Annotated in this window: 16 protein-coding genes and 1 pseudogene; 3 read left to right on the top strand and 14 right to left on the bottom strand. The window is 40.7% G+C overall.

Annotated features, from left to right (window positions below):
* Positions 1 to 4: 4 nt before the first annotated feature.
* On the top strand, positions 5 to 1,558 hold the full coding sequence (locus C4S38_RS06675) for an STN and carboxypeptidase regulatory-like domain-containing protein (protein WP_103983075.1): 1,554 nt from the start codon (positions 5 to 7) through the stop codon (positions 1,556 to 1,558).
* Positions 1,559 to 1,846: 288 nt separating this feature from the next.
* On the opposite strand, the gene C4S38_RS06670 is transcribed toward C4S38_RS06675, so the two are convergent.
* From C4S38_RS06670 to C4S38_RS06625, 10 genes are all read right to left on the bottom strand, one after another.
* Entirely contained in the window at positions 1,847 to 3,142 is a 1,296-nt protein-coding gene (locus C4S38_RS06670) for a TolC family protein (protein ID WP_103983074.1), read from the bottom strand.
* Positions 3,143 to 3,147: 5 nt separating this feature from the next.
* Positions 3,148 to 6,189, bottom strand: a complete 3,042-nt coding sequence (locus tag C4S38_RS06665; RefSeq protein ID WP_103983073.1) for an efflux RND transporter permease subunit — start codon at positions 6,187 to 6,189, stop codon at positions 3,148 to 3,150.
* 11 nt (positions 6,190 to 6,200) lie between these two features.
* Complete coding sequence (locus C4S38_RS06660) at positions 6,201 to 7,253, bottom strand: efflux RND transporter periplasmic adaptor subunit (RefSeq protein ID WP_103983072.1); 1,053 nt, start codon at positions 7,251 to 7,253, stop codon at positions 6,201 to 6,203.
* 75 nt (positions 7,254 to 7,328) lie between these two features.
* Positions 7,329 to 8,291, bottom strand: a complete 963-nt coding sequence (locus C4S38_RS06655) for a DNA/RNA non-specific endonuclease (protein WP_103983071.1) — start codon at positions 8,289 to 8,291, stop codon at positions 7,329 to 7,331.
* Between the two features lie 188 nt (positions 8,292 to 8,479).
* On the bottom strand, positions 8,480 to 10,675 hold the full coding sequence (locus C4S38_RS06650; RefSeq protein ID WP_103983070.1) for an alpha-L-rhamnosidase-related protein: 2,196 nt from the start codon (positions 10,673 to 10,675) through the stop codon (positions 8,480 to 8,482).
* Between the two features lie 16 nt (positions 10,676 to 10,691).
* Positions 10,692 to 13,322, bottom strand: a complete 2,631-nt coding sequence (locus C4S38_RS06645) for a family 78 glycoside hydrolase catalytic domain (RefSeq protein ID WP_103983069.1) — start codon at positions 13,320 to 13,322, stop codon at positions 10,692 to 10,694.
* 18 nt (positions 13,323 to 13,340) lie between these two features.
* Positions 13,341 to 15,053 carry an alpha-L-rhamnosidase-related protein gene (locus C4S38_RS06640; RefSeq protein ID WP_103983068.1) on the bottom strand — a complete coding sequence of 571 codons (1,713 nt, stop codon included), beginning with the start codon at positions 15,051 to 15,053 and terminating at the stop codon, positions 13,341 to 13,343.
* Between the two features lie 33 nt (positions 15,054 to 15,086).
* A complete protein-coding gene (gene rhaD, locus C4S38_RS06635) occupies positions 15,087 to 15,887 on the bottom strand; it encodes a rhamnulose-1-phosphate aldolase (protein ID WP_103983205.1) in 801 nt (266 codons plus the stop codon).
* A gap of 32 nt (positions 15,888 to 15,919) precedes the next feature.
* Positions 15,920 to 17,176: an L-rhamnose isomerase gene (locus C4S38_RS06630; RefSeq protein WP_103983067.1), complete on the bottom strand. Its 1,257-nt coding sequence runs from the start codon at positions 17,174 to 17,176 to the stop codon at positions 15,920 to 15,922.
* A 22-nt stretch (positions 17,177 to 17,198) separates the two neighbouring features.
* A complete protein-coding gene (locus C4S38_RS06625; protein WP_103983204.1) occupies positions 17,199 to 18,626 on the bottom strand; it encodes a rhamnulokinase in 1,428 nt (475 codons plus the stop codon).
* A 126-nt stretch (positions 18,627 to 18,752) separates the two neighbouring features.
* Between C4S38_RS06625 and C4S38_RS06620 the strand changes: the two genes are divergently transcribed.
* Positions 18,753 to 19,676: an AraC family transcriptional regulator gene (locus C4S38_RS06620; RefSeq protein WP_394340843.1), complete on the top strand. Its 924-nt coding sequence runs from the start codon at positions 18,753 to 18,755 to the stop codon at positions 19,674 to 19,676.
* Positions 19,677 to 19,781: 105 nt separating this feature from the next.
* The gene (locus C4S38_RS06615) at positions 19,782 to 21,512 is read left to right on the top strand and encodes a GAF domain-containing sensor histidine kinase (protein WP_103983066.1); all 1,731 of its coding nucleotides are present in this window, start codon (positions 19,782 to 19,784) and stop codon (positions 21,510 to 21,512) included.
* Positions 21,513 to 21,587: 75 nt separating this feature from the next.
* On the opposite strand, the gene C4S38_RS06610 is transcribed toward C4S38_RS06615, so the two are convergent.
* From C4S38_RS06610 to C4S38_RS06595, 4 genes and pseudogenes are all read right to left on the bottom strand, one after another.
* The gene (locus C4S38_RS06610) at positions 21,588 to 23,897 is read right to left on the bottom strand and encodes a GH92 family glycosyl hydrolase (protein ID WP_234999310.1); all 2,310 of its coding nucleotides are present in this window, start codon (positions 23,895 to 23,897) and stop codon (positions 21,588 to 21,590) included.
* A 5-nt stretch (positions 23,898 to 23,902) separates the two neighbouring features.
* Positions 23,903 to 26,260: a GH92 family glycosyl hydrolase gene (locus C4S38_RS06605; RefSeq protein WP_103983201.1), complete on the bottom strand. Its 2,358-nt coding sequence runs from the start codon at positions 26,258 to 26,260 to the stop codon at positions 23,903 to 23,905.
* A gap of 151 nt (positions 26,261 to 26,411) precedes the next feature.
* Positions 26,412 to 26,816 (bottom strand): hypothetical protein, encoded by a 405-nt coding sequence (locus tag C4S38_RS06600; RefSeq protein ID WP_103983065.1) that lies wholly within the window; start codon positions 26,814 to 26,816, stop codon positions 26,412 to 26,414.
* Positions 26,817 to 26,827: 11 nt separating this feature from the next.
* Positions 26,828 to 26,926: pseudogene (locus C4S38_RS06595) on the bottom strand (ABC transporter ATP-binding protein); the annotation flags it as partial.

The following is a 26,926-nucleotide window of genomic DNA, read 5'->3' as shown; positions in this document are numbered from 1 at the left end:
GATCATGATAAAATGGGAAGCATCATACATTATTTGCTTCTTCCTGCTATTTATATCATTACCTATGCAGGCAGACGGAAATGATATGCTTGACCGGAAAATAGTCCTTTCAAAACAAAAAGGTACAATATACCAATTACTGGAAGATGTTTCAGAACGTTCGGAATTCTTATTCATATACGATAGCAAAATTATAGATAATGAAAAGAGGATAAAATTAAAAAAGAAAGAATATACAATCAGGGAAGCTATTTATGCCATTACAGGAAACAATAAAATCCAAATGCAAATTATCGGCAATCATATTCTACTATCCCTTCCGTCAAAAACAAACACGACTACTTCCATACCCATAGTTACACCGGTAATTAAAGACAGCACTTATTTCGACATTGGAGGAGTTTTACAAGACCATTATTCCAAAGAACCTATTTCTTTCGGAACTATAAGCGTAAAAGAAAATCCTATCGGAACAATAAGCAATCAGAATGGGGAATTCAGGCTCCGGCTCCCCGACTCACTCCGGCAATCGACAATTCATTTTTCACATATAGGCTACGAACCTCAGGAAGTAAGAAGTGAAATTCTTATAGATAAATACAACACGCTGGCACTCGAACCGAAAGTTATTCCAATACAAGAGGTTGTCATCCGTTTGGTAAATCCGGTCAAATTAATCCAGGAAATGCTGGATAGAAGGAAATCTAATTATACGGATCAGCCCGTTTATTTAACAACATTCTATAGAGAAGGTGTAGAGCATAAAAAGAAACTGGCCAATCTTACGGAAGCTATATTTAAAGTGTACAAAACACCATATAATAATATACAGCATAGCGACCAGGTCAAATTATTAAAAATGCACAGGATCAGTAATGAGCAAGACCATGATTCTCTTATCGCCAAAATAAAATCGGGTATCAATGCGTGCCTCACATTGGATGTTGTTAAAAACCTGCCCGACTTTCTCACTTTAGACGAAGAAAACCTGTACACATACGCGCACACTGATATTACCGTTATTGATAACAGATTGGCAAATGTCATTTCTTTCGAACAAAAAAATAACATAAGCGGACCTTTATACAAAGGTGAAATTTATATCGATGCGGAAAACTATGCCCTGCTCCGTGTGTTTTTCGAATATAATCCCAAATACATCAAAGATGCAGCCAACATGTTTATACGAAAAAAAAGTAAAGGACTTAAAATCATACCTCAAAAAGTTTCGTATACGATAACTTATAAATCATGGAATGAAACATATTATATCAATCATGTAAAAGGCGATTTATACTTTAAAATTAAGAAAAGAAAATCACTTTTTAACACAAATAATCTTCATACATGGTTCGAAATGGTGACTTGTAAAACGGACACTTCCGACGTAAAACGTTTTGTAAAGAACGAAATACTCCCTACCCGCACCATTTTTGGGGAAACAAATTTCATATATGATGAAAACTTTTGGGGAAATTTTAATATTATCTTACCCGAAGAAAAGTTATATGAAGCCATAAGTAAAATATCGTCAAAGATAGAAGAGACAGGCTATTAACTCTAATAAATCATAAAGCGAGCCTTTTCTCAAAGGCTCGCTTTATAGGTTTTTAATAGGTATTAGTCTTTAAGGCAAAAAGATTGTTTAGGTTATCTGCATGCAAAGATGCGCCATTTAATAAAACTGAGCAAATAAAAAAAGATATTATACAACACATTTTTAAAATTATCGAAACATCTTCACTGCTAATGCAATATTTTAACATTTAGACAGGGCAAAGATAAAATAAAAAGAGATTACCTCAAACAAAGGCAATCTCTTTTCAATATCCATTTAAACCAAAATTTACTGCAAACGGCGCAGTCCTATTGCTTTATTATATTGCGCTAAAGAAGCCTTTTGCTGATACCAGGTCTGGATCAAACTGCTATAAGACTGAATCCACGATAATTGGGCAGAAAGCACATCCAAAATAGGAAGTTTACCTTCATTATAGCTAAATGTATTCAAATCCAGGTTTTCTTCGGCAATCTTGCATGCTTCTTCCGCTACAGTTATTTGCTTCGTATTCTCCTTCAAACTGGTCCAGGCATTAGCCACTTCATTTGCTATCTGATCGCGTGTATTATCCATTGCATATTCCTTGCTGCGAAGAAGTGCCTTTTGAGAGTTTACCTCTTTAAAACGTGCTCCCCAATGAAACAATGGAATCTTCAATGAGGCAAACACTGCCGGAGTCCAAAGTAAGTCGGAACCTTTCACATTCAACATAGGTGTTCCCCAGCTACCTTGGAATCCTATTGCCAGTGTCGGATTATATTTAGCCTTCGACAAATTAATCTGACGTTTTTGATACTCAATATCCAATTGGGTAATTGTATATTCCGGACGGTTACGCAAAGCAACATCCTCGCCCACCTGCAAAGGCAGCATCTGATACATTGTAATGGAATCCGTCACTATTATCGGAGCCATAGGAGAAACCCCCATTAAAGAATTCATATTCTGCAACGCAATCTGATAATCCTTATATGCCGAACTCTTATTAAGCTCCGCTTCCTTCAGCCGCGACTCTACCTGCAATAAATCCGTTTTACTGATCTGGCCGTCATTAAAACGGATAGTCAGCACATTTGCCAATTCCTGAACTATATCCACATATTGGCACATAACCTCATACATTCCTTTGCGGGCAGCTGCCGACCAATAATTCAGGTCGGCTGTATAGATTATATTATCCGTAGTTAATTCTTCCGCCTGTGATGCAATCTCGCCCTGTACCTGTGCAGCTTTATAGTTATTATAAATCTGCCCGCCTGCATAGATAGGCTGGTTTACGGTTGCACCCAGACTATAGGTATTATGATCCATTTCTATTCCGGGTATTCCGTCTCCCATTCCCAGTTCATATTTATTGATACGATACTGGTAGTTACCGGAAAAATCCACTGCTGGAAAAAATGCCGTCTTAGCAGCTTTTACAGCATGCTGCATAGCTATTCTTTCTTCCGCACTTTGCTTTATCTGACGGCTGTATTCAAGAACACGCTGTTTATACTCTTCTATCGAAAACCGGCCATCCTGTGCTTTTACAGACAAAGCTCCCAATAGTAAACAAGCTATTATTATTTTATTTCTCATATTACTTATTCAGATTTAATCTTAAAGAATATACAATAGGTAACTGGAAGTACGAATATTGTCAGGACAGTAGATATAAATAAACCGCCCATGATCGTAGCAGCCATACCGGCAAACATAGCATCACCCAACAAAGGCAACATACCAAGAATTGTAGTTCCCGAAGCCATCGTTACCGGAACAATACGCGTTTTTGTAGCTTCAATAACAGCATTTACCGGAGCCAGTCCGCTATTCATCTGCAAGCCTATTTCATCAACCAATACGATAGCATTCTTTATATTCATACCTATCAGTCCCAGCAAACCTAACATGGCAAAGAAGTCCAAAGATTTACCAAATACCAATAAACCTAATACAACCCCGATAAAGATCAACGGCAACATACACATAATCAGAATCGGTTTACGATAAAATTTCGGGAACAAGAATAACAATGTTATATAAATCAATCCGAACATTAAAGGTATATTTGCAGCAATTGCACTATTACCTTTATCTTGTTCTGACTGTTCTCCGAAATATTGCAATTTATACCCTTCCGGCACCTGGACTTTTTGCTGTATTTCCGTCCACAAATTATTAAATGCAGCCATTGTATTAGCTCCACGTTTAGGTTCGCACTGCATCATCATATAACGCTGACGGTTATAACGCTTCACTACGCTATATTCATAATCCAACGAAAAATCATCAATAACCTGCTCGACCTTAACGGAGCGGCCTTTTGCACTATAAACCGGCAAAGTCTTTATATCATTCAGGTTCATCGAATCGCGGTCGGCATCTTTCATTAAGATAGGCATAAATACATCGCCTTCGCGATATTCGCCCAACGGGACTCCATTCGTTGCCGAGCGAAGTGAATAAGCCACCTGCTGGCGAGTGATACCCAGTCTTAAACCTTTTTCCTGGGAATACAGCGGCTTCCATACCGGCACCTTGTTTCCCCAGCTATTTCGGACTTCCATTACCATATCATTCGAACGGGCAATATCCTGGGCACGCCCGGTTAATGCAACCAATGTATCTATATTATCACCAATGAAGCCAATTTCAATTGCTGCATCCGGAACCGGAGACAATGCAAATAGTGCCGAACGAGTCAAAATCTCAGGATAATTGGCAACCATATAATCATAAAACTTGCCCTCTTCCCCTTTTGCATCTTTAGCATCTTTGGTTTCAATCAACACATTTGCAAAATTAGGTTTCGGTCCTACCGACGAACTAGCCAGATAATAACGAACCGGAGAACCGCCCATTGTAAATGAATAAGACTTAATATTCTCATTCGTCTTCAAATAATTTTCAATATTCTTTACATTCCGTTCCACATCCTCAATACCATATCCTTCAGGGAAAATCAAATCTGCACGGAAGTAAGGCTTATTCATGATCGGGAAGAAACTCTGCGGCATAATACCCATAATAAACAGAGAGAGGAACAAGGTTGCAATAACAGATACCAATGTCACATATCTGCGTTTGATCAAACGAGCCAGCACCTTCTCAAATTTATGATACAACTTGGTATCGTAGGGATCTTTAGCTTCGCCCGGCTTAGCCTCTTTCAATATAAAGTTACCAAATGTAGTTGTCTGCGTTAATGCCAATATCCAGCTTAATCCCAAAGATACGGCTAATACAATAAACAAAGGTTTTACAATTTCGGCAACGGCAGCCGGAGCCAGATACATCGGCAAAAACGAACAAACTGCAATAAATGTTGCACCAAGTAAAGCCCATTGAGGTTTGGTTGCTCCATCTATCAAAGCCTGATAACGCGACAATCCACGCTTAATACCCACCTGGGCATTATCTGTCACCACGATGGCATTATCCACAAGCATACCCATTGCAATAATAAATGCAGCCAATGACGTACGGTTCAGCCCGACACCCCAGATAAGCATGATCAGCAATGTACCTCCCACAGAGAATAATAACGAGCTCCCCACCAACATACCGGCACGGGAACCCATCACCAGGAAGATAATAACAATTACAATCAACAACGATTCGATCAGGTTCAGAATAAAACCATTATTCGCTTCATCCGCAATCTTGTTTTCCGGATAAATCGTTTTCAGTTCCATGCCGATAGGGAAAAGCTGCTCCATCTCTTTCAGGTGATCTGATACGGCATTTCCTACAGCAACAACATCATCCTTTGCCCCTGTAGCCACACCTATACCGATTGCACGCTTACCATCTACACGCATTAAGTTAGAAGGCGGATCCATATAGCCGCGTTCTATAATAGCAATGTCTCCTAAACGAACCTCACTCCCGCTCTTCGTTACAATCAACTGATCGCGGATATCTTCAATACTTTTGTAAGTTCCTTCGGCATTTACACGTAGCTGATATGTCCCGGTGCCTAATTCCCCAGTATTTACAAGTAAATTCTGCGTTTGCAATACCTGTTGTATAGAATTGGGATCTATACCCAAGTTGGCCAGCTTAGGAACCGATATACGAATATTTACAACCTGTGTTTGTTCGCCATACAAATAAACTTTCTGAACACCGGGTATGGGGGTCAACTCGGTTTTTATCTTCTGCGCCCAGTCACGCATATCCTTATAAGTAAAACCTTCATCCGCAGAAAGGGCATAATAAATACCGAAAACATCCCCAAAGTCATCGCTCACATTAATAGCAGACGTTCCGGTAGGAAGTTGCGGCTGAATATTAGCTACCTTACGACGTAACTCATCCCACTTAACCGGCATATAATTCGGATCCAGTGTGGGTTGAAGTTCTATCGAGATTTTAGACATACCGAAATATGATTCCGATTTAATCTGATATACGTCAGCCATTGACTGTATCTCACGTTCAATAGGCTCTGTCACCAACTTTTCAACCTCTAAAGGGGTTGCGCCCGGATATTGCGTAACCAAGACGGCCTGCTTAATCACAAAGGGCGAATCTTCCTTCTTTGGCAATTTAAAAAAAGAGTATACACCTCCTATCAGCAGAACTGCCAAAAAGAAATATATAATCTTCTTATTTTCTAAAGAATATTTTGGTATATTCATTGTTTATCTGCTTAATCTGTTAATACTTTTACCTGTTGACCGTCAACTAATCGGGTGGCACCGGCTGTTACAATCTTCTCGCCAGCCTGCAAACCTTCCGTAACAACGACACGGTCTTTTCCCAGCAGTTCTTCTTCCTTAATCTGACGGCGTTCAACTTTTTGGCTCTGGCTATTGTAAACAAATACATACATATTATTATTTCCTTCGCCTGCCACAATTGAGGAAATCGGAATCATGACTGCTCCCTCATTAAAACTTCCTGTTTCCACATGCAGGATCACGCGGCAAGAAAAGCCAACAGCGACCTTATATTTATCCAAATTAAACTCAGGATCATCTATATACAAAAAAACAGGAACGCCGGAACCATCGGGCGACGCTTCCACATATTCCTTCACTTTTGCCTTAAACCGAATGCCCTTGTAATTGTCAAACTCCACATAAAGGCTGTATGGGTTGGAAAAATAATTAATGCTCGATTCAGGCATTGTGTACTGTATCTGAAGTTTGTTCGGGTTAATCAAACAAACAATGCCTTGTCCAGCCTGCACTTTCTGATAGTTTTCAACATATTTTTTCTGAATAAAGCCATCAAACGGAGCACGCAATTTTGTTTGAGTCAACTGATTCTGTGCATATTCAAATGCTGCTTTCGCATTAGAATATGCAGCTTCGGTCGATTCATACTCCTGCTTAGAAATGGCTTGCTTGGACAACAGTTTCTCGGCACGCTGCAACTGAGCTTCCGCCGTTTGATATGATGCTTTCTTGGCTTCAAACTCCCATTTGAAATCCTGAGGATCTATTTCGGCCACCACTTGTCCTGTACGAATCTTCTGACCTTCTTCTACATTCAATGAGATGAGCGGTCCCGACATCTTAAATGCCAGGTCACTAAACTGATCAGGAGATACCACTCCACTGAATGACTTTTCCACCCTATTCAGAGAAACCACTTCCGCCAATTTTACAGGGCGAGGACCTTGCTCTTTCACAGGAGGTTGGCTACAAGATGATATCAGTGCTGCCAATGCTAAAACGGGGATTAATTTTCCACTCATTGTAAATCGCTTTTTATTATTTATTTTAATCTGTTTCTATAAAATACAACACAATGTATTGTGCTATTGTTTCGGCTAAAAAAACCATACATTCCAATTGATCCCAGCTTCCATCCTGCTCTCGTGATCGTCAGGAAAAGATGGAAAAAAGTCAATACCGGTTACCTTTTCTACACTATCAATCGGGATAGCGACCGACTCTAATGAAATATCCCTATAATCTCTATTTTCAAATAAAAATGCAATACCTTCGGGTTTATTGTTTACAATAGTACAAATTACCTTATAAAATAACGCAGGAACAGCTACCTTATTTTTCCCCATCCGTTTCAAATCGTCAGAAATTACAGGTCCGGTCACTATCAACAGCATTCTGTTATCCATTGCCCATAACCGACATTGCTCTTCAAGATCTTTCCAGATGCCTCTGTTCAGTCCTGGTTTCTGAGGACAGATATTACTAAAATAAAAAGATTCCCGCATTGCTTTTGCCGACCATTTCATATCGCCTGCCGGTGCCAAATGTCCTCTATCGTAGCCGGTTCGGGTATAATCTTCATTTGTAGCCGAGGCTCCTTTCACCATCGGATCGGGAACAAATTTATTAGAACGATTCGTTTTTTTGCTCTTTGCCTCTGCAGCAGTCAGCTCATAAGCTACCCAGTTGGCAATCCTGTAATCCGAATTATAAGAAACAGTATATCCTTCGTGCTTGACAACCTGTTCTTTCTGCTTAACCTGTAAACGGGGAATTTCGGCATTAACCGGAAGTTTAAATGATTTTGAGGAAGTTCCGGACGGTACAGCCTTTGTAATCTTCTTCTCAGGTATTTCCGGAATTTCTTGCCGATTTTCAGAAACCGGAACCGTCTTCTTTACCGGAAATAAATAATTATATACAAACAACGACGCAATTGCACATGCAACTACCACACTTATCCAAATAAACGAACGCTTCACCACAGATATAAACAGAGAAGCATGGTTTTGTTTTTTTGTTTTTTTTCGCGTCTGTGTTTTTTTTCTAGCTTTTGCCATTCACCTATTGCCACGTTGATGATCGGGCACAAAAGTAGACAAAATCTATATGTTGCACAACAGACAAAGCCGAATGTATTGGTTTATATTATGATAAAACGCGTCATTATTATGACAACAAGACAGCTTTGTTAAGGGGGTGAATTATAAATCATAGGAAAAAACGTTCGTTTATGCTATCGTAAAGTTTACTTATTTAGTTTATGTACGCCGGGGTAAAGTATTTCTGTCTTTTTACCGGGTAATAATAATTCAGCTACAGTACCTTCGGGAACTTTGATTCTAAACGCCTGTGTACGACCATTCTTCCGTATCTTTACCTCTATATTCCCATAATGCGTAGGAATCACCGCTTCTGCTTCGTGCAAAGAACCCAACTGAGGAGCGATCTTAAAGGTCTTGAATCCTGGAGATGTAGGTTCCACACCACAAACCTGCTGGCTCAATATTGTCAACGGCCCCCCGCTCCATGCATGGTTAATAGTTCCTCCGCCGAAACCATCTGCTCCTATTCCCCAACCTTCAAATAAGGTTGAATAAGGATATTCGAGCATTTTTTTATAACGTTGTTTCATCCGCAAAATAGCAAAATCGGGTTGATTCATTCTGAATAATGCTTCGAGAACATACTTCTCCATATAAGGACTTGCATTGTATTGTTCTTTAAATATCTTCAAAAGCGGTTTATATTTTTCGGGAGAAGCAAGCCCTGAAACAACAGCCATTGCCTGCGCACGATCATCTGTTGCTCCACGATAACCGGGAGCCCTATATTCTGTTCCTGTCCAGAATTTAGTATTAAAACATTTCTCGATCGTATTCATCATACGACAGATTTCTTTTGCATCCGATATTTTTCCCAACTGCACAGCAAAGGCATGCTCTGCTTTCAATGCCAAATAGTACCAACAGTTTGTAAGTACACCCATATCAACATTTTCGCCCCAGTCGCCCCAACTCCATCCACCATTACGTTCAATAGGAAGTCCACTGTCATCCGTCTTCCAAACTTCGTGCAAATAACGATGCAGGCCATCGTATATGGCAGAAACAAAAGAGCTGTCTCCACTATAATAATATTGGGTATAGAAACCATACCATCCAACCGAAGCCAACATTTGTAAAGGAAGTTCTTTTGCCCAATTTCCGGCAGGGACAGGAGAATAAAGCGTTCCGTCTGCACGCTGCCAATTTATTAACTCATAGATTCCTTTCAATGCCAGTTTCTGACCTTCGGGAGAAAGTGCGTAAAAAGCTTCTCCAAGTTCATTCACTTCATCGCCCCACCACTGAGCACGTTCACGGTCAGGACAGTCCATATAATTGTCGCGCATTGTTATGTACAATGTACGGGCACTACGCTTCCAAAGCTCATTCAGGAAAGGATCGTCACAACGAAATGCACCGTCCAGACCGGCATTATAACCTGTCTCACGATATTTGACATCCAACACCTTCACACCTTCGGGAATGATATAAAGAACCTCATGCCCGTTCATCCAGCCTAAACTTTCATATTCTTGCAGTCCGTTAGTTGTAATATACTCGGCACGAACATTCAATTCGCTACCTCCTCCATAATTATCGGTTAAAATATGAATTGTTTTTCCTTCGCCTGCCTCTACTTTCAGGTATGGCGTGACTTGCGCATTGTAAGGCAAACTACAGAAAAGAGTATCGCCTGCTTTAGAATACCTGACTTTAGGATAAGCTATCAACCCGCTATTCTTCCATTGAGGAATAGGACGTTCCACAAGTGTTCCGAATGTTTCTGTAGCAGCAACAACAAGTTGTGCACCCGGAAAAGAACCTTCAAAATCCGGTTTATACCAATCTGCTATCATCCGGCGGGCATCAAAACGGATATTGCTTTCCGCCAAACGATGATTGGGATAAGGTGCTCCGGTATTCTGATAAGCATCATAAAGTGTGCACTGCCAGCTTTCATCAGACAACAAAGTAACGTCTTCGCCTATGGCTTCAAACAGCAACCCTGCCTTTCCGCTGTTTACATGTGCAAAACCATCTTTTCCAAAATGCCAGACAAGTACGGCTATTGTATTCTCGTTCTCCCAAAGGTATGGTGCAATATCCACCACATCATAATAGGTACTATGCGGAGACCGACCACGTTTCAATCCGCCTTCAAAGACAACCATTTTTCCATTAATCCAAAGCCAATATTTAGTATCTGCGGCAATTTTAGCCAGAAGTTTATCCGGTACATGATGAATTGTGCATGTTTTACGATAAGCAAGCCATGTATTTGATGCACTCTGGCATCTTTCCGTTGTAATCCATTGAGCTTGCCCTTGTCCGGCTAGTTCCTGCCCAATTAAAAGCAGGAACACAAAACAGGTTAAAAGGAAAATAGATTTCTTCATATGTAATATATTATTATCAGAAAGTAAGTGTATGTGTTCCACTACCCAATGATTGGGTTTTACCGTCTACAATCACGTCGGCAGTACAACCGGCCGGTATAGTTACATCAAGTATCACATGATTGCCATCACGCTTCCATTCGCTCATGATACGTCCACGCACCGAATGATAATCTCCCCTGACCCAATCCAGTTCCTTCACAAAATGAGGAGTGATCAGTATATGCCCGAATCCCGGAGAAGACGGGTCATAATTAATACCGGCTAATGTATTCATCATCCAGGCAGAGACATCACCCATAAAAACGTGGTTGAGAGAAGCATCTGCAAATTTATCATTCATTTTCCAAGTTTCGGGTAAAGTAGTATATCCCATTGTTTCCACCCAATAGCCCCAGGATGGAGCTTCGGTTTTTAATATCATCTTCATTGCATCCTTAATATATCCATACTTTGTAAGCATGGCAGGGACAGTTTTACTACCAAGCAGCCCGAAATCAAGAAAACAATCATTTGCAACAATCTTGTCACGTAAAGTTTTCGCCACCAATTCCTCTTTACCTTCGGGAACAAGCCCCAGATATAATGCCACACCTTGAGCAGCTTGTGTACCTCCGGCATATTCGCCCGTTTCGGCATTGAAGAATTTTTTGTTGATGATTGCCTTTAACTCCCCGGCTTTCTGCTGATAAGGAGTTGCATCCTTCTTCAACAAACCTGCAAAACGCGCCATAAGTACATTATCCAAATAATAATATGCCGTAGAAGTATATTCCGTATTAGTAGAGGTTTTCCAGAATACCCAATCACCAATTCCATTCGCCAGTGTACCTTCCGGTGTTTCCTTCGTTTTAAGATATTCCAGATAACGTTCCATGGTTGGATACAGCTGCTCTATGCTATGCTGTGTACCATAATAATTATAAAGGGCATTCGGAATAATAAACATAGCCGCATCCCAAACCGGGCCCGGCCAATCACCATATCCCCAGGTTGCAGTAGGAATAATACCAGAAATATCGCCAATACTGTCGCGTTGGTTATCAATAAAGTCATTCATCCACTTTTCGTAGAATGTAATGCCATCGAAACCTAACAGACCAAGATCAACAGCGACATGTGCATCAGCCGTCCAGCCATTCTTTTCGCGTTGCGGGCAATCTGTGGGAATACTGTGTAAATTATTCACATAAGCCTGCATTGTAGCATCCCATATTTTAGTCAACATCGGATTACTGCATTCAAAACGCCCTACCGGTTTTACGTCCGTATGCACACTTAATGCAGTAAGACTCTGATTAGTAAGGACAACTGGTTTATCACTTTCCACTTCCACATACTGGAATCCATGATAAGTAAAAGCAGGTATAAATACCTCTTCCGTACCATCGCCCCGCAGTGTATATACGTCGGTCTGAAACATTTCGTAAGGTTTAACCGGATGGTAATAAATATTAATATTTCCCTGTTCCAGACGACCATCTTTTTTCAGCAGTTCACCATGTTTCAAAGTAATACGCGTACCACGTTCTCCTTTAACTTTGAGACGGCAGAAGCCTGCAATATTCTTCGGAAAAGAATAAACGTAAAGTTTATTGCCAAATGCTTTCATATCTGCCGGAGCATATTCTTGCGTAATACGGATAGGCGGCATTTGCTGAGCGACAACCTTAGAAGCCGGAGAGGCCGTAACTGTAACAGGCTTCCATTGGCTATCATCAAAACCTGTATTGTTCCAACCTTTTTCTTCCAATGTCGCATCATACATATCGCCACTATAAAGATCATTATAAATATACGGGCCAACGGCCGTACGCCAGCTTTCATCAGTCACAATACTGTCTGTGGAACCATCGTCATAGACTAAGCGAAGTTCGCAATACATACGGGGACGATCTCGCCAACGTGCTTTTTCGAAATCCCATACAGCAACAGACTGTACATTATACCAGCCATTACCTAACACGGCAGCTATTGCATTATCCCCTTCCTTCACCATACCGGTTACATCATGGGTAACATACAGAATACGTTTATCAAAATGTGTATATCCCGGATCAAGATAATGACCTCCTACCCTTTCTCCATTGATAAACATTTCGTTATATCCGGCAGAAGCCACATAAAGACGTGCATCCCGTACAGTCTTGCCTACAGTAAAAGTTTTACGGAACATAGGTGCAGGTTCAAAATCTTTATTATTGCCATCTGTTATCCATTTTGAAGAAAAGACAGGAAAAGAAAAATAGCCGGTTTCGAATGATGCCACTTCAGAAGTACGGCATTCGCGTCCATCGGCATCCCAAACCGTAACAGTCCAATAATAATGCGTAGCCGGTTGAAGCGACAGTTTACTTATTTCAGACATACGGTTTTCCGGTTTACTATTCTGCCAGTTCAACACTTTTTTGTTTTGTTTCATATCAGGGGAAGTAGAAACGGTGACTTCCGTATGTGTAGGTACAAAACTGTCATCAGTACTCTGATATTCCCATGTAAAGCGTGGTGAGGCAGTATCAATTCCAATCGGATCCGTCAGATATTCGGTACGCAAATTAACCGGAACAGTTCCTTCGTTCTTCCGGTCACAGCCCGTTATTATAAGTAAGGAAACGAGTAGCGAGACTAAAATAAGTTGTCTTTTCATGTATTAATATGTTTATGATTATTCTTTGATAATTACAATTTCCTCCGGTGCATCAATTGAACTTTTTACTTTTCCGTTTGCATCACGTTCATGGCGTATTTTTATTACTCCATGAGGTGTGGGAAAGGTTCCTTCCACCCATTGCAAATCACCCAATTCGGGTATAATGCGTACAACCCGGCAACCAGGTTCCACTACATGAACACCAAGTATAAATTCACTAAGCCATGCTGTCGGACCTGAAGCCCAGCCATGACAAAAACTATGTCTATACCCCTGATAACAAAATTTACCGTAATCACGATGAATGTCCTTCTTTCCTACAGGAACAAGGCTATCGATACGTGCCGCATCAGGCAACCAGTCCATATCAAAATCCTCCCAAAAGGTAGTAGCCCCCAAATCGAGCATGGCGCCCCAATAGGTACGGATAATATCTAAAGCACCTTTATAATTTCCGGCCAGTGCCATTGCACGAAGCATGTAATAACCATAAAAGGTTGAGAAGCCTTTAGCACCACCGACAGATATATACATATCATTTACTTTTCCGGGAACCATCAAGCCTGATATAGCCATAAGAGCCGCGGCTTGTTTAGTTCCGGCCGGATTCAAATACTGACCGGCTTTACGTGATAGTTGAGCCGCAGACTTACATCGAGCAGCAAGTGCTTCTTCATCCAGAATTGAACACAATTCCACTCCCGCATCAAAAGCTTGCACCATAAGTGATTGTAATCCTGCATGAACAGCTTCAGCATTCTCGCTGGACGGCCAGTCCAGAAAACGAAAACCATCCAATTGCTCTACACCCTTTTCATTTATTTTAGTAAGAAGTAGTTCTAACAACCCGGTAAGATATTTCTGCTGAGCTTTCAGATAATTGAAATCTCCCTGGTACTTATACCAGTCACGTTGAATAAGAAGCCACCAAAGAGAATAAGAACTGATTCCGTTCATCCATTGAGGTAATGGTGTAATATCACGAATCAGATCAAGGCTTTTAGGAACTACTTCGTTATAACCAAACACACTGCTCACCGTCATAACTTCAGGATGCAGATCACCAACCCACACAAGACGGTCGCGCTTAATGCCATCCCAAAGATATTCCTGCATATTAAGATGTACCGTATATGCTCCGGTCTTCCATATTTCATTCAGTCGTTCGTCGTTACAACTAAAAGAGCCCTTATATTCCAAATCACGATATATGGAGATAGCGCGGATTTCTTTCAAGTGCAGTTCCGCAGATTTATCAAGTAAATCAATACGGGCAAACCGGAAACCGGAGTTACCAGCTTCTGCCACCCCGAGCCAGGGCAGCTGAAGTGTGAAATCACGCATTGCATGATCATTAGATGCTCCATTATGACCATCAATATCACACATAGCCTCGCTGGCAGATTCGCCAAAGCGAACACGGACAGCTACAGGCTGATGTGACGGCGACATTCCTGTCACAAACTGGATTCCACCTTGAATCTCTCTACCGAAATCCAATAACACAGATGCCTGTTCCTTTTCCGTACTCTTTAGTATACAAAGATCACCGATTGCTAACTCAGATTGTCCGTTTCCCTGTTGTAACAAATTATTTATTCCTGGAATATCACAAGACTGCCACAGTATCTTTACAGGAGGAAGATACTCGCGTATACGGCTGTCACGCTGCTGAGCCCAACCGACAACAACACAAAACAAAGAAACCAGAGTAAAGTAATATTTCATGGTACGGTACACTATTCTTTTTACTCAATATAATTACAAATTGAATGCACCTACAAGATCATCGACCTGCTTGTCTGTCATTCCCTCAGGTTCATATCCGGCCATACGGGCGCTGAAATAGATTTGAGCTGCTTTACTAAGCGTATCAATAGCATCAAAACATTCTATTATATCTTCTCCTACAGCCAAAATTCCATGTTTCTCCCAAAAGACAACATCATGCTTCTCCAATTGCTTTATAGTTGCATGAGCTAACTCCAATGTGCCGGGAATCTCATATGGAACAATACCCACCCCCTTAGGCACAATAATACGGCATTCCGGTATCATACTCCACAGCGTACGCGTAATCACACCCGAATCTGTAAATGGTTTGCAATGTGTCATTCCGATAAGATCTGTCGGATGCGTATGAAGGACTACCCGGCTATCACGTCCCGACTTTCTGAGAAAATTATGCATCATCAAATGAGATGGTAATTCGGAAGTAGGTGATATAGGCTGTTCCGCTATTATTTCATATGCTTTTCCGTCAGCAGAAATACGTATTATAGCCCCATTAGCAAAAGGATCCTGAGCTATATAACGCATACGTTTTCCGGTTCCGGTCACGTAAAAAACATGTCCACACAATCCGGTCATAGACTCCGCCAGAGGAGTTAAAGAAGAGATAGAAGGCAATTGTCTTTCATCATCGCCCATCAACGAAGTAACATTTACAGAAATGTTACCTCCGTTACGTTCGGCCCAACCTTTAGCCCATAAATAGCCGGCAACTTCTGCAATACGATCTATTTCCGCCATCAGCGGTTTATTACTTCTAAGTTCATCCATATCTGTTTCTTTATTCATTTTGGTAGTTTTTGCTATCGTTTTCCGGTTACTTCTTTCTCATAACGCTCAACCTCATTTATATATGACTCTCCTACCGGTACATCATTCTGCAAACAGAACATATCCCAGACGGCTCCCCAAGGTAAACTTTTGGCCTCTTCCTGCAAAGCCAGCCGTTCAAAATATTTACTTTCATCTTCATATTGGCAAAGTAAACGGATAGGATCCAGTAAAGCCTGCATAAATGCTTTTTGCGTTGCCCGGCTACCGATGACATAAGCCCCGATACGATTAATCGTAGCATCAAAATAATCCAAGCCGATATGTACCCGATCCAGAGCATTACAACGAATAATCTCACGAGCCAAATCTAAAAGATCATCGGTCAAAGTCACTACATGATCACTATCCCAGCGAACCGGACGACTCACGTGCAACATTATCTCCGGCGTAAAAAGAAGTAAAGATGATACTTTGTCTGCAATACTTTCTGTTAAATGGAAATGACCTGTATCCAGTGTAACGATCTTATTTTTTTTCACCCCATAACCTAAATAGAAATCGTATGAACCCACTGTATAATTCTCCAAGCCGATACCAAACAGCTTGGCTTCTATACAATCTTTCATATTTTTATAATCAGCAGAATATATATCATCCAACGACTGTTCCAAAATGCAACGATATCTCAAACGATTAGCCGGCACTTCTTTACTTCCGTCATGAATCCACAAATTCATCATACAAGGATCATTCTGATATTTTCCCATCTCTTCACTGATCAGGCGACAACGTTTCGTATGTTCAATCCAGAAATTACGTATTTCATCATTCGGATTTGCCAACGTCAAATCCCCGCTTTTCGGATGAGAAAAAGAGGTACTGTTGAAATCCAATTTAAAGTCATTCACTTTCGCCCACTGCATCCAACTTTCAAAATGTTTCGGTTCTACGGCATCACGATCAACTTTTTTCCCCTGAAAATCGCCATATATCTCGTGTAAATTCAATCGATGCCGTCCCGGAATATATGACTTAGCTTTCAATATATCAGCGCGTAATTGATCTATTGTACGTGCGCGTCCGGGATAATTGCCGGTTACCTGAATACCTCCGGATAAAGAATTACCCTGATTCTCAAAACCGGATACATCATCAGCCTGCCAACAATGCAGAGATAAAGAAATCTTCTGCATATCATTTAAAGCTTTATGCACGTCCACTCCTACCGCAGCATATCGTTCGACTGCCACTTCAAATGCCTGATGAATCAAACTTTCTTTTATCATGGTACTATTTTACTATTATAAATTAATTGTTTTCCGGATAAAAAATTTCGACAGGAAGTGATGAAGCTATAATACGCCGCATCTCCCATCTATCAGCAACAACACCCAGAGCTTTTGCCTGTACCATACAATTGCCAACAGCAGTTGCCTCATAAGGTCCGGCAATCACGGGACGCTTTATGGCATTTGCCGTAAGCTGATTCAAAAAATAATTTTTTGCGCCACCACCTATAACATGTAATTTATCTATATCAAAAGATGTCATTTCAGATAAAAGTTCAAGAACCTGCCGATATCGATCTACTAAACTTATAAAAATACAACGTACAAATTCTGCATTTTCCCGAGGAGGAATTTGACCAGTTTCGTCACAATATGTTTTAATTGCAGCAGTCATACTTACAGGATTAGTAAAACAAGGGTTATCCGGATCGACAAGAGAATAAAAAGAAGTCTTATGCTTTGCCATCTCCATAATTTGCTGATAAGAATAAAAACATCCTTCTTTATTCCACTCTTTCCGGCATTGTTCAAGCAACCACATGCCAGTAATATTCTTTAGAAAACGGATCGTCCCTTCTATTCCTCCTTCATTTGTAAAATTATGTTTGTATGAAACATCGTTAATAACAGGTTGATCTGTTTCTATTCCCATCAAACTCCATGTTCCGCTACTCAAATAAGCAAAACGAGAATCGGAAGCCGGAACAGCTACAACGGCAGAAGCAGTATCATGTCCAGCCACCGCTACAACAGGAATTTTTCCTATTCCTGTACTACGTGCAAGTTCATCAGTAAGAGAGTCTATTATTGTTCCGGGCATAACAACCGGACCAACTATGTCTGATGGCAGACCTGCCACATCAAACAATGCGGTCTCAAACTGTTTTGACCTGGCATTTAATAATTGAGAAGTAGAAGCATCCGTATATTCGCAGATTCTTCGCCCGGTTAATAAATATGATAACAAATCAGGTATGAATAATATTTGATCCGCATGTTCCAAATACGAGCACTTTTCTTTTTTTGCCCTGAAAAGCTGGAACAAACTATTAAATTCCATAATTTGAATACCTGTATAATCATATACTTCCCGCCGGGAAATACACTTGAAAAACTCATCAGGAGCACCTTTTGTATATGGATCACGATAAGCGCGCGGAAGTCCGAGTAATGAGCCGTCTTTACCAACATAACCGAAATCTACTCCCCATGTATCAATACCGATAGAATCTATATGTATTCCTTTTCCGGCACAAAGAGCCAGTGTCTCTTTCAATGAATCATACAAACGATATATATTCCAATACAATTTACCATGAATTTCAATTAATGTATTCGGAAAACGATTTACCTCCTGAATGGAAAAATGGTTTTCTTCCAAAGTTCCTACCATAGCACGACCGCTAGTGGCTCCTATATCAAAAGCTAAAAAGTGGTATTTTTTCATCATCAGATCAAGTATATCTTTTATTGATAGCAAAAATAAATAATCAAATCCTTATATTATTTATGAAAATGATATTAAACCTTTCAATTCTGACAGTCTTTTATACTCATTACAACATATTTTTGTATGTTTGCTTCCAGAACCATCCCCCGTCTTAAAATGAGTGGAATAAAAAAAGATCAGCTACATTATCTCTCTATCAGCCCAACAGACGAAGACTGGGGTATTGTCGTAACGACCATCGGTTACCAATTTATTCCCCCCAAAGGACAATATCCATTATCACGCCATCCTGAAAATTATGATTTCAAACCCCAAAACGGGCGAGTACTCAACGAATACCAGCTTGTTTATATCACTAAGGGCAGTGGATATTTTTCGTCACAATCCTGCAAGAAAAAAAAGGTTAGTGCAGGAACCATGTTACTTCTCTTTCCCGGCGAATGGCATAGTTATTATCCGGATACAGAATCCGGTTGGGATGAATATTGGGTTGGCTTCCGTGGCATCCATGTAGACAAATGTATTAAAAACAAATTCTTTAACAAAGGCGAACCCATGCTTCATATAGGAATAAGTGCTACCATAGTAGGCTTGTATGAAGATATCTTAAAAATCGCCTCTCAGGAAAAATCAGGCTATCAGCAGATGATCTCCAGTATCGTTCTACATATACTGGGGACTGTTTACTACAAAGAGAAAAACAATTCCTTTACGAATACATATATCGTCGATAAGATTAATGAAGCACGTATATTAATGAAAGAACATATCGAAAATCCGCTAACACCAGAAGAAATTGCATTTCGATTAGGGCTTGGCTACTCATGGTTTCGCAGAATGTTCAAAGAATATACCGGAGTTTCACCCGCTCAATACCAATCACAACAGAAACTCCTGAAAGCCAAAGAATTGCTAACGGCTTCTTTTTTGAATATATCGGAAATAGCCTTCATACTAAAATTTGAAACTATCGGACAGTTTTCAACTTTTTTCAAGAAAAAAGAAGGGCTAACTCCTAAAGAATTCCGTGAAAGGAATCATTATTAAGTATCATAATACTTACATTAACATAATCTACAGCATTTAATATACAAATTTAAAAATTAACCAGTACTTTTGCCCGGAACAAATGGAAAACCCATATTAGTCAAAATGAATACATCCCCTGGCAGTTTAATAAATATATCCAATAATGAAGTTGATTACAAAGGAGACAATTTCCTTGAAAATTTAATTTCGTTAAGAGAGATTATGTCGAAAATCCTGAAAATTCTAATCAATTTTGAACAGGGGGCAGCTATAGATCATGCATTGCTTAAAGTTTTAGAATTTTTCGATGTAGACCGTGTCTATATCGGCATTTTAGATGAAAAAGAACGTATGGTAGACTTTACAAACGAAGTTACCTGTGATGGAATCCTATCTATGCGCGAAGACCTACTTCGTCGGCTACATACAGAAGATGTACCCTGGTGGATAAAAAAGATAAGTAACGGAGAAGATATTATACTCAACGACATAGAATCAATGCCTGTAGAAGCATGTGCAGAGCATGAACTTCTTAAAATACAAAACGTACAATCATTAATATCCATTCCTGTATTCTACGAAGGCAAAGTACGTGGTTTCATTGGCTTGGATTCAGTCAAATTAAAACGATTCTGGACAGCTTTCGACCTGGAAAACCTGCGCGTATTTGCCGACATCCTTTCCATTGCTATCGAAAGAACCCATGCCAAAGGTATAGCAAAATATACAGAAGCAGAAAAACTAAAGAGTGAATCCAAATTTCAAATCATATTCGATAAGTTACCTTGGGGCGTGGAATTGTATGACGAAAACGGAAACTTGTTAGATTTGAACCAAGCAGACTTAAACATTTTCCAAACCTCTAAAAACCTAGTACTAGGTGTCAACATGTTTAAAAACCCGAATATACCTAAATGGGTGAATAAAAAGCTAAAAAAAGGAGAAGACGTAGAATTCCGACTCGATTATAACTTCAATACTGTAAACGAGAGTGGCTATTATAATTCGGATAATTTTAAAGGCATAAAACATTTACAAGTAAAAGGTGTTCCTTTAAAAGATATAGACAACAGCATATTCGGCTACTTGTATATGGTATTTGATGATACCGAAAACCAAATGAAAAGGGAAGAAATGTGGCAAAAAGAGCTTGAACTTGCAAAAGTAAAAGAAGCAGATGTCTTAAAATCTGCATTCCTCGCAAATATGAGTCACGAAATACGAACGCCATTAAATGCAATAGTCGGCTTCTCCGATATTATTGCTGAAACATACGATCAGGAAGAAAGACAAACTTATCTGGATATTATCCATAAAAACAATGATCTTCTACTTCAATTAATCAACGACGTCCTTGACTTCTCCAAGATTGAAGCAGGTACACTGGATTATCATATCGAAAAACTGGACATAAAGGAGATATGCGGAGAAATAGTTATTGCCAACTCTATTAAAATGAAACCGGGCGTAAACCTTATATTCAGCAACAATTTACCTTCCATTTCGTTAATGACTGACGAAAAACGTATCATACAAGTTATATCAAACTTCATAAACAATGCTATCAAATTCACTAATGAAGGAAGTATAACTCTTTATTACGAAAAAATAGACGACACTATAAAAGTCTGCGTGAAAGATACAGGTATCGGTATTAATGAAACGGATCAAAAACACATTTTCGAACGTTTTGTAAAAGCTAACACATTCAAACAAGGTACAGGCCTAGGATTAACCATCAGCAAAACAATTATAGAATATCTGGGAGGTAATATCGGTGTGGACTCCGAAGTAGGAAAAGGGTCTACTTTCTGGTTTACTTTGCCATTAAACAACCCGAAAAAAACAGCATAATATAAGCCGTCTCAAAATGAAAGCGGGTGTTACGATCAACGTAACACCCGCTTTCATTTTACCATCGATCAAAACCTATTTATCAATTGGCATCGGAGCAGCCGAAGGAGGAGGCGTTGCTATCCCCCATTCTTTATTGGCTTTTGGCCCCATTTCAAATTCCAATAAACCACCGGAAGCAATGTCACTGTGATTAAACCAAGGTTGATTCAAAGCAACGCCGTTTAATTTGGCCGATTGAATATATTTATTCTCTTCAGATGCATTATAAGCCCTTATTTCAAAGGTGTTTCCGCCACCCATATCTATTTTAACGTCTGTAAATACCGGACTACCTATATTATAAGTAGGCGAACCTGGAGTAACTGGGTAAAAGCCCATCTGGCTAAACACAACAAAAGCAGACATTCCACCACCATCTTCATCACCCGGAACTCCCATCAAATCATTGCGAAACCACTGATTAAGCAACGTACGGATACGTTTCTGAGTCTTCCAAGGCTGACCTGCATAGTTATATAAATAAGGTATATGCAAACTTGGTTCGTTTGCCATGGAGAACATACCTACATTGCCTGTATGATCGGGCAAGAATGAATAAAATTGCCATTTAGACATACCGAGCGGCGTATTGAACATCGAATCGAGAGCCGATATAAAAGCCTCATTACCGCCTATTAAGGAAATCAAATCGGCAATATTATGCTGCACGTCCCAACGATAAATATAACCATTATTCTCTCCATAATAATTGCGGGCGCCTAATCCGCCGTCATAACGGTAATCCAATGGTTCTATAAACTTACCGTCTTTATCCTTCGGATGGAAAAATTTGGTAACCGGATTAAACAGATTACGATAATTATACGCCTTCGATAAATAATAATCAGCTTCATCCGTCTTACCTAATTCCCGGGCAATCTGCGACAAGCACCATTCATCGTAAGCCGTACCCAGAGTAACAGCCACCGGCTGACGTTTCTCCCAAATAGAAACATTAGGAACAGTTTCCTTTTCTCCCGGCTTCAAAGCAGGGATATAACCATGCTCCTTGTAAAATTCATCCAGCCAACCGGCAGGAGCAGCCGACCATGGTATCAAGGTCTTCTCTTCTATTCCTTTTTTTGCCGCAATATATGCTTTTTCCAGCTCAAAACCACGTGAGCCTTTACGGTAAGCATCAATAACGGTAGCTACAGCATGATTAGAATTCATACGACGGGAGTCTCCTGTTACTTCCGGGAAAGTAGGCATCCAACCCGTACCCATCTGCTCAGCCATCAAAAGATATGAATTAATAACATCATCCTCTTTCTCATTATCTATCAGGATGCGCAACGGATGAGTAGCACGGTAAGTGTCCCATATCCAATCGTCGGTATAAAACGGACGACCGTCATCTTCATGTATCTTTCCGTCAAAAGCACTATAATAGCGTCCATCTTCACTTAATGCGACAGGCCGTTCATAGCAACGATACAAAGAAGTATAAAATACAACTTTATCATCCTCGCTACCGCCGGTTACCTGGATCTTGCCTAAGGCATCATTCCAGTCATTACGTGCAATCTTGGCAACTACATCAACGTCATAAGCAGCTATCTCACGTTCAAGGTTTTTCTTAGCTTGCGCTTCATCGATAAAAGAAATACCATAACGGACGCCCAGGTTCTTTACGCCATCGCCAAAGGCCAGAACTAAAGCCGCATTTTCTCCTTCCACCGTATTATCACCGAACTTAACGGTTCTGCCTGCCAGTGCACCACAGTTTTCGGGTTTCTTATCTGTTTCGGCATACAGATATACTTTTGTCTTCTTGTCTACATATTGATAACCGCTTACTGCATTTCCTTCGGCTTTCAATTGTCCGTTACGACTGTTAAAGACAAGATAAGCAGGGCCATCTTTCTCAAAAGTAATCTTGTAAACAGCGCTTTGGTGCGACGGAGCAAAATCCACATCAATATTGTTGTCATCCAGATATACCTGATAGCGATACGGCATGATCTTCTCGCGGTCATAACTATAGTCGATAACCGGTTGCAGCCCGGCTTCGTCACCTTGATACGGACTCAGATTAAAGGCAGAACTACCTCTATGGCTGGTTACTATAATTGGCAAGCCTCCCAAACGGTCGCCCGTAAAGTCTGCCCGTTCAGGATATACACGAAGCATGCTGTTTGGCAAATGCACGGTAGGATACGTAGGAACCAGCAAATGGCTGATATTCCCCATATACGGATTTACGTAATCTACCGGGGCTTTCCGGTTTGCCGGATCATGTCCTCCTCCGGGAGCACACGAAGCCAGCACTAATGCCGAAGCCGCCACAAAACACACTTTGCCCATATGTGTTAGTGCTTTTGTCTTAAAACAACTATTCATACTGTCTACTTTTTCTTCTTTGATTTAGGTGCCGTAACCGGAGATAGTTTACTGATTCCTTCCTCGTTTACAGAGAATGAATACGGCATATCTTCCGGATTAATGCCCCGGGTATAATTAGGCTTATCACCCATCTTATAGTCGATAACGCCACCTTTGAACAGATCGTTATGATCCAGATAGTTCTTCGTATAATTCTTACCGTCGAACGTCATAGACTCGATATAGATATTCTTCTCACTATTAGCCGGAGCATTGATAACCAGGCTGTTTCCATTCTCAAAATGCAACGTAGCCTTCTTAAACAAAGGAGCACCCAACACATATTGTGTTGTTCCGGGAGCAACAGGATAGAAACCCAAGGCCGTAAACACATACCAGGCAGAAGTCTGTCCGTTATCCTCATCACCGCAATAACCATCAGGACCCGGTGTATACATGCGGTTCATTACCTGACGCAACCAATACTGCGCCTTCCAGGGCTGACCGGCATAGTTATATAAATAGATCATGTGCTGGATAGGCTGATTGCCATGCGCATAGTTACCCATATTCATAACCGTCATTTCGCGTATTTCATGGATCACCTGGCCATAATAACTATCGTCAAACAAGGGCGGGACATTGAATACGGAGTCGAGCATCATCACAAAGTTTTCCTTGCCACCCATCAGGTCGATCAATCCCTGCGGATCATGGAACACAGACCATGAATAATGCCAGCTGTTACCCTCAGTAAAGGCATCGCCCCATTTCAACGGAGAGAACGGAGCCATAAATTCGCCGTTTTCCTTCTTGCCACGCATCAACATAGTTTCCTTGTCATACAAGTTCTTATAATTCAATGCACGACGGGCATACAGCTCTACTTCCTTCTTAGGGCGTCCCAAGTCTTTTGCTAACTTCCAGATACACCAGTCGTTGTAAGCATACTCTAATGTACGGGCTGCATTTTCATTAATATTTACGTCATAAGGGACATAGCCCAGTTTATTGTAGTATTCGTGTCCTAAACGGCCTGTAGAAGACACTTCCGGATGTACATTCTCTGTTCCATGGATCAACCCTTTATACAAGGTTTCCAGGTCATCCACCTTAATGCCCTTCATATAAGCATCCACCAGAACAGAAGCCGAATTGTTCCCGACCATACATCCACGATGTCCCGGGCTGGCCCATTCGGGGAAGAACCCGCTTTCTTTATATGTATTGATCAAACCTTCCTGCATCTCCTTGCTCATCGAAGGATACATCAGGTTAAGGAACGGGAACAGACACCGGAATGTATCCCAGAACCCTGTATCGGTAAACATATAACCCGGCAATACTTCGCCGTTAAACGGGCTGTAATGAACCACCTTTCCGGCTGCATCTATTTCATAAAACTTACGGGGGAAAAGCAACGAACGGTACATGCAGGAATAGAACGTACGGAACTGGTCTAACGAACCGCCTTCTACTTCAATACGTTCCAACACATCATTCCAAGTCTTCTTTCCTTCGGACACCAGTGTTTCAAAGCTATCGTTACCCAACTCCTTCATGTTGACAGCCGCCTGGTCGAAGCTGATAAACGAAGAAGCCACACGGGCATGAACCACTTCGCCCTTCTTCGTCTTAAAGCCGATTACAGAACCAACATGGTCCGAAGTCTGTTCCTTCACCCCTTCCTTCAAAGTTGCATCGGCAAAAGTAGCTTCATAAGTAAACGGTTTATCGAACTCGATAATGAAATAGTTCTTGAAGTTACCAGGCACACCACCGCTGTTTTTCGTACTGTAACCCATTATCTTATTCTCCTCCGGAATCACCTTAATATACGAACCTTTGTCAAAAGCATCGACAACGACATACGAATTATCCGATTCGGGGAAAGTAAAACGGAAAAGGGCGGCACGGTCTGTCGGCGTAAACTCCGTCACCACGTCATACTCTGCCAGATAGACCTTATAATAGTAAGGCTTGGCAACCTCTCCTTTATGCGAAAACCAGCTGGCACGCTTATCCTGGTCAAACTCGGGCTTGCCTACAACAGGCATAATAGCAAACTGCCCGTAATCATTGATCCACGGGCTTGGCTGGTGTGTCTGTTTGAATCCACGGATTTTGTTAGCCGTATATACATACTGCCATCCGTCGCCCATCTTGCCCGTTTGCGGTGTCCAGAAGTTCATACCCCATGGACGGGCAATGGCAGGATAGGTATTCCCTGTCGAAAGTTCAAAACTGGATTGTGTCCCCATCAAGGGGTTAACATACTCTACCGGGTCGAAAGCTTCATCTTCAGTAGCTGCTACGGCTGGTTTGCTATTACAAACTAAAATGGTTGCTAAAGCGAGAACCAAAACATACTTTTTCTTCATTGTGCGTTTAATTTGCAGTATAAACTTAAGTTTCGGACGGCAAGATACAACATTTATTTCACATGTCACGTATTTCACCGAAAAACATAGGCCAACACTTGTTTATTGTAAAACAAGCTCTATATTTGTAAAAATTACTAATTATTAATCATTAACCTTCTGTAAAATCGAAGTCGAATACATGGGGTAAATCCGGTGTTGCAGCTTTAAACTGCTCCTTATAATTTGCTTTTTTGCCATTATGCTCAACGGAGAAGAAAGTATTGTTTCCCCATGAAGAAAGAACAACGCCATACTTTATATGAGGCGACAATTCCCTGGCTGTCCGTTCCAACGGACGGGAAGAAACGGCTGAAGATCCGCCCCATCCGGATCTGTCCATGCGGAAGATGGAAGCGGCATTGGGCTGGCACGAATCGAAATGATTATCGTACGATACCTGCATCATAATGATCATAAAAGCAGCGTAAGCGATACTCAGACCAAACACATTCAGCAACATCGCCATCTTGAAGCGCCACAAGACAAATATGAAATTTCGTATAATAGTCTTCATCTATTTATCCATTAAATAAACTCACTAACCGAAGATACAATACTACCGTCAAACAAATTGATAACACGGTGGGCAAAGCTCGCATCATGCTTGGAGTGGGTCACCATTAC

The sequence above is a fragment of the Parabacteroides chinchillae genome (genome assembly GCF_900108035.1).
Lineage (GTDB): Bacteria > Bacteroidota > Bacteroidia > Bacteroidales > Tannerellaceae > Parabacteroides > Parabacteroides chinchillae.
Note: the sequence above shows the minus strand (reverse complement) of the source record. Positions and strands in the feature narration are given on the sequence as shown.

Bases quoted from the DNA above. Each gene is read 5' to 3' on its own strand.
- C4S38_RS06610 (WP_234999310.1), bottom strand. From the start codon at position 23,897: ATGAATAGTTGTTTTAAGACAAAAGCACTAACACATATGGGCAAAGTG.
- C4S38_RS06675 (WP_103983075.1), top strand. From the start codon at position 5: ATGATAAAATGGGAAGCATCATACATTATTTGCTTCTTCCTGCTATTT.
- C4S38_RS06670 (WP_103983074.1), bottom strand. From the start codon at position 3,142: ATGAGAAATAAAATAATAATAGCTTGTTTACTATTGGGAGCTTTGTCT.
- C4S38_RS06655 (WP_103983071.1), bottom strand. From the start codon at position 8,291: ATGGCAAAAGCTAGAAAAAAAACACAGACGCGAAAAAAAACAAAAAAA.
- C4S38_RS06625 (WP_103983204.1), bottom strand. From the start codon at position 18,626: ATGAAAAAATACCACTTTTTAGCTTTTGATATAGGAGCCACTAGCGGT.
- C4S38_RS06645 (WP_103983069.1), bottom strand. From the start codon at position 13,322: ATGAAAAGACAACTTATTTTAGTCTCGCTACTCGTTTCCTTACTTATA.
- C4S38_RS06630 (WP_103983067.1), bottom strand. From the start codon at position 17,176: ATGATAAAAGAAAGTTTGATTCATCAGGCATTTGAAGTGGCAGTCGAA.
- C4S38_RS06620 (WP_394340843.1), top strand. From the start codon at position 18,753: ATGTTTGCTTCCAGAACCATCCCCCGTCTTAAAATGAGTGGAATAAAA.
- C4S38_RS06605 (WP_103983201.1), bottom strand. From the start codon at position 26,260: ATGAAGAAAAAGTATGTTTTGGTTCTCGCTTTAGCAACCATTTTAGTT.
- C4S38_RS06615 (WP_103983066.1), top strand. From the start codon at position 19,782: ATGAATACATCCCCTGGCAGTTTAATAAATATATCCAATAATGAAGTT.
- C4S38_RS06600 (WP_103983065.1), bottom strand. From the start codon at position 26,816: ATGAAGACTATTATACGAAATTTCATATTTGTCTTGTGGCGCTTCAAG.
- C4S38_RS06640 (WP_103983068.1), bottom strand. From the start codon at position 15,053: ATGAAATATTACTTTACTCTGGTTTCTTTGTTTTGTGTTGTTGTCGGT.
- C4S38_RS06650 (WP_103983070.1), bottom strand. From the start codon at position 10,675: ATGAAGAAATCTATTTTCCTTTTAACCTGTTTTGTGTTCCTGCTTTTA.
- C4S38_RS06660 (WP_103983072.1), bottom strand. From the start codon at position 7,253: ATGAGTGGAAAATTAATCCCCGTTTTAGCATTGGCAGCACTGATATCA.
- C4S38_RS06665 (WP_103983073.1), bottom strand. From the start codon at position 6,189: ATGAATATACCAAAATATTCTTTAGAAAATAAGAAGATTATATATTTC.
- rhaD (WP_103983205.1), bottom strand. From the start codon at position 15,887: ATGGATGAACTTAGAAGTAATAAACCGCTGATGGCGGAAATAGATCGT.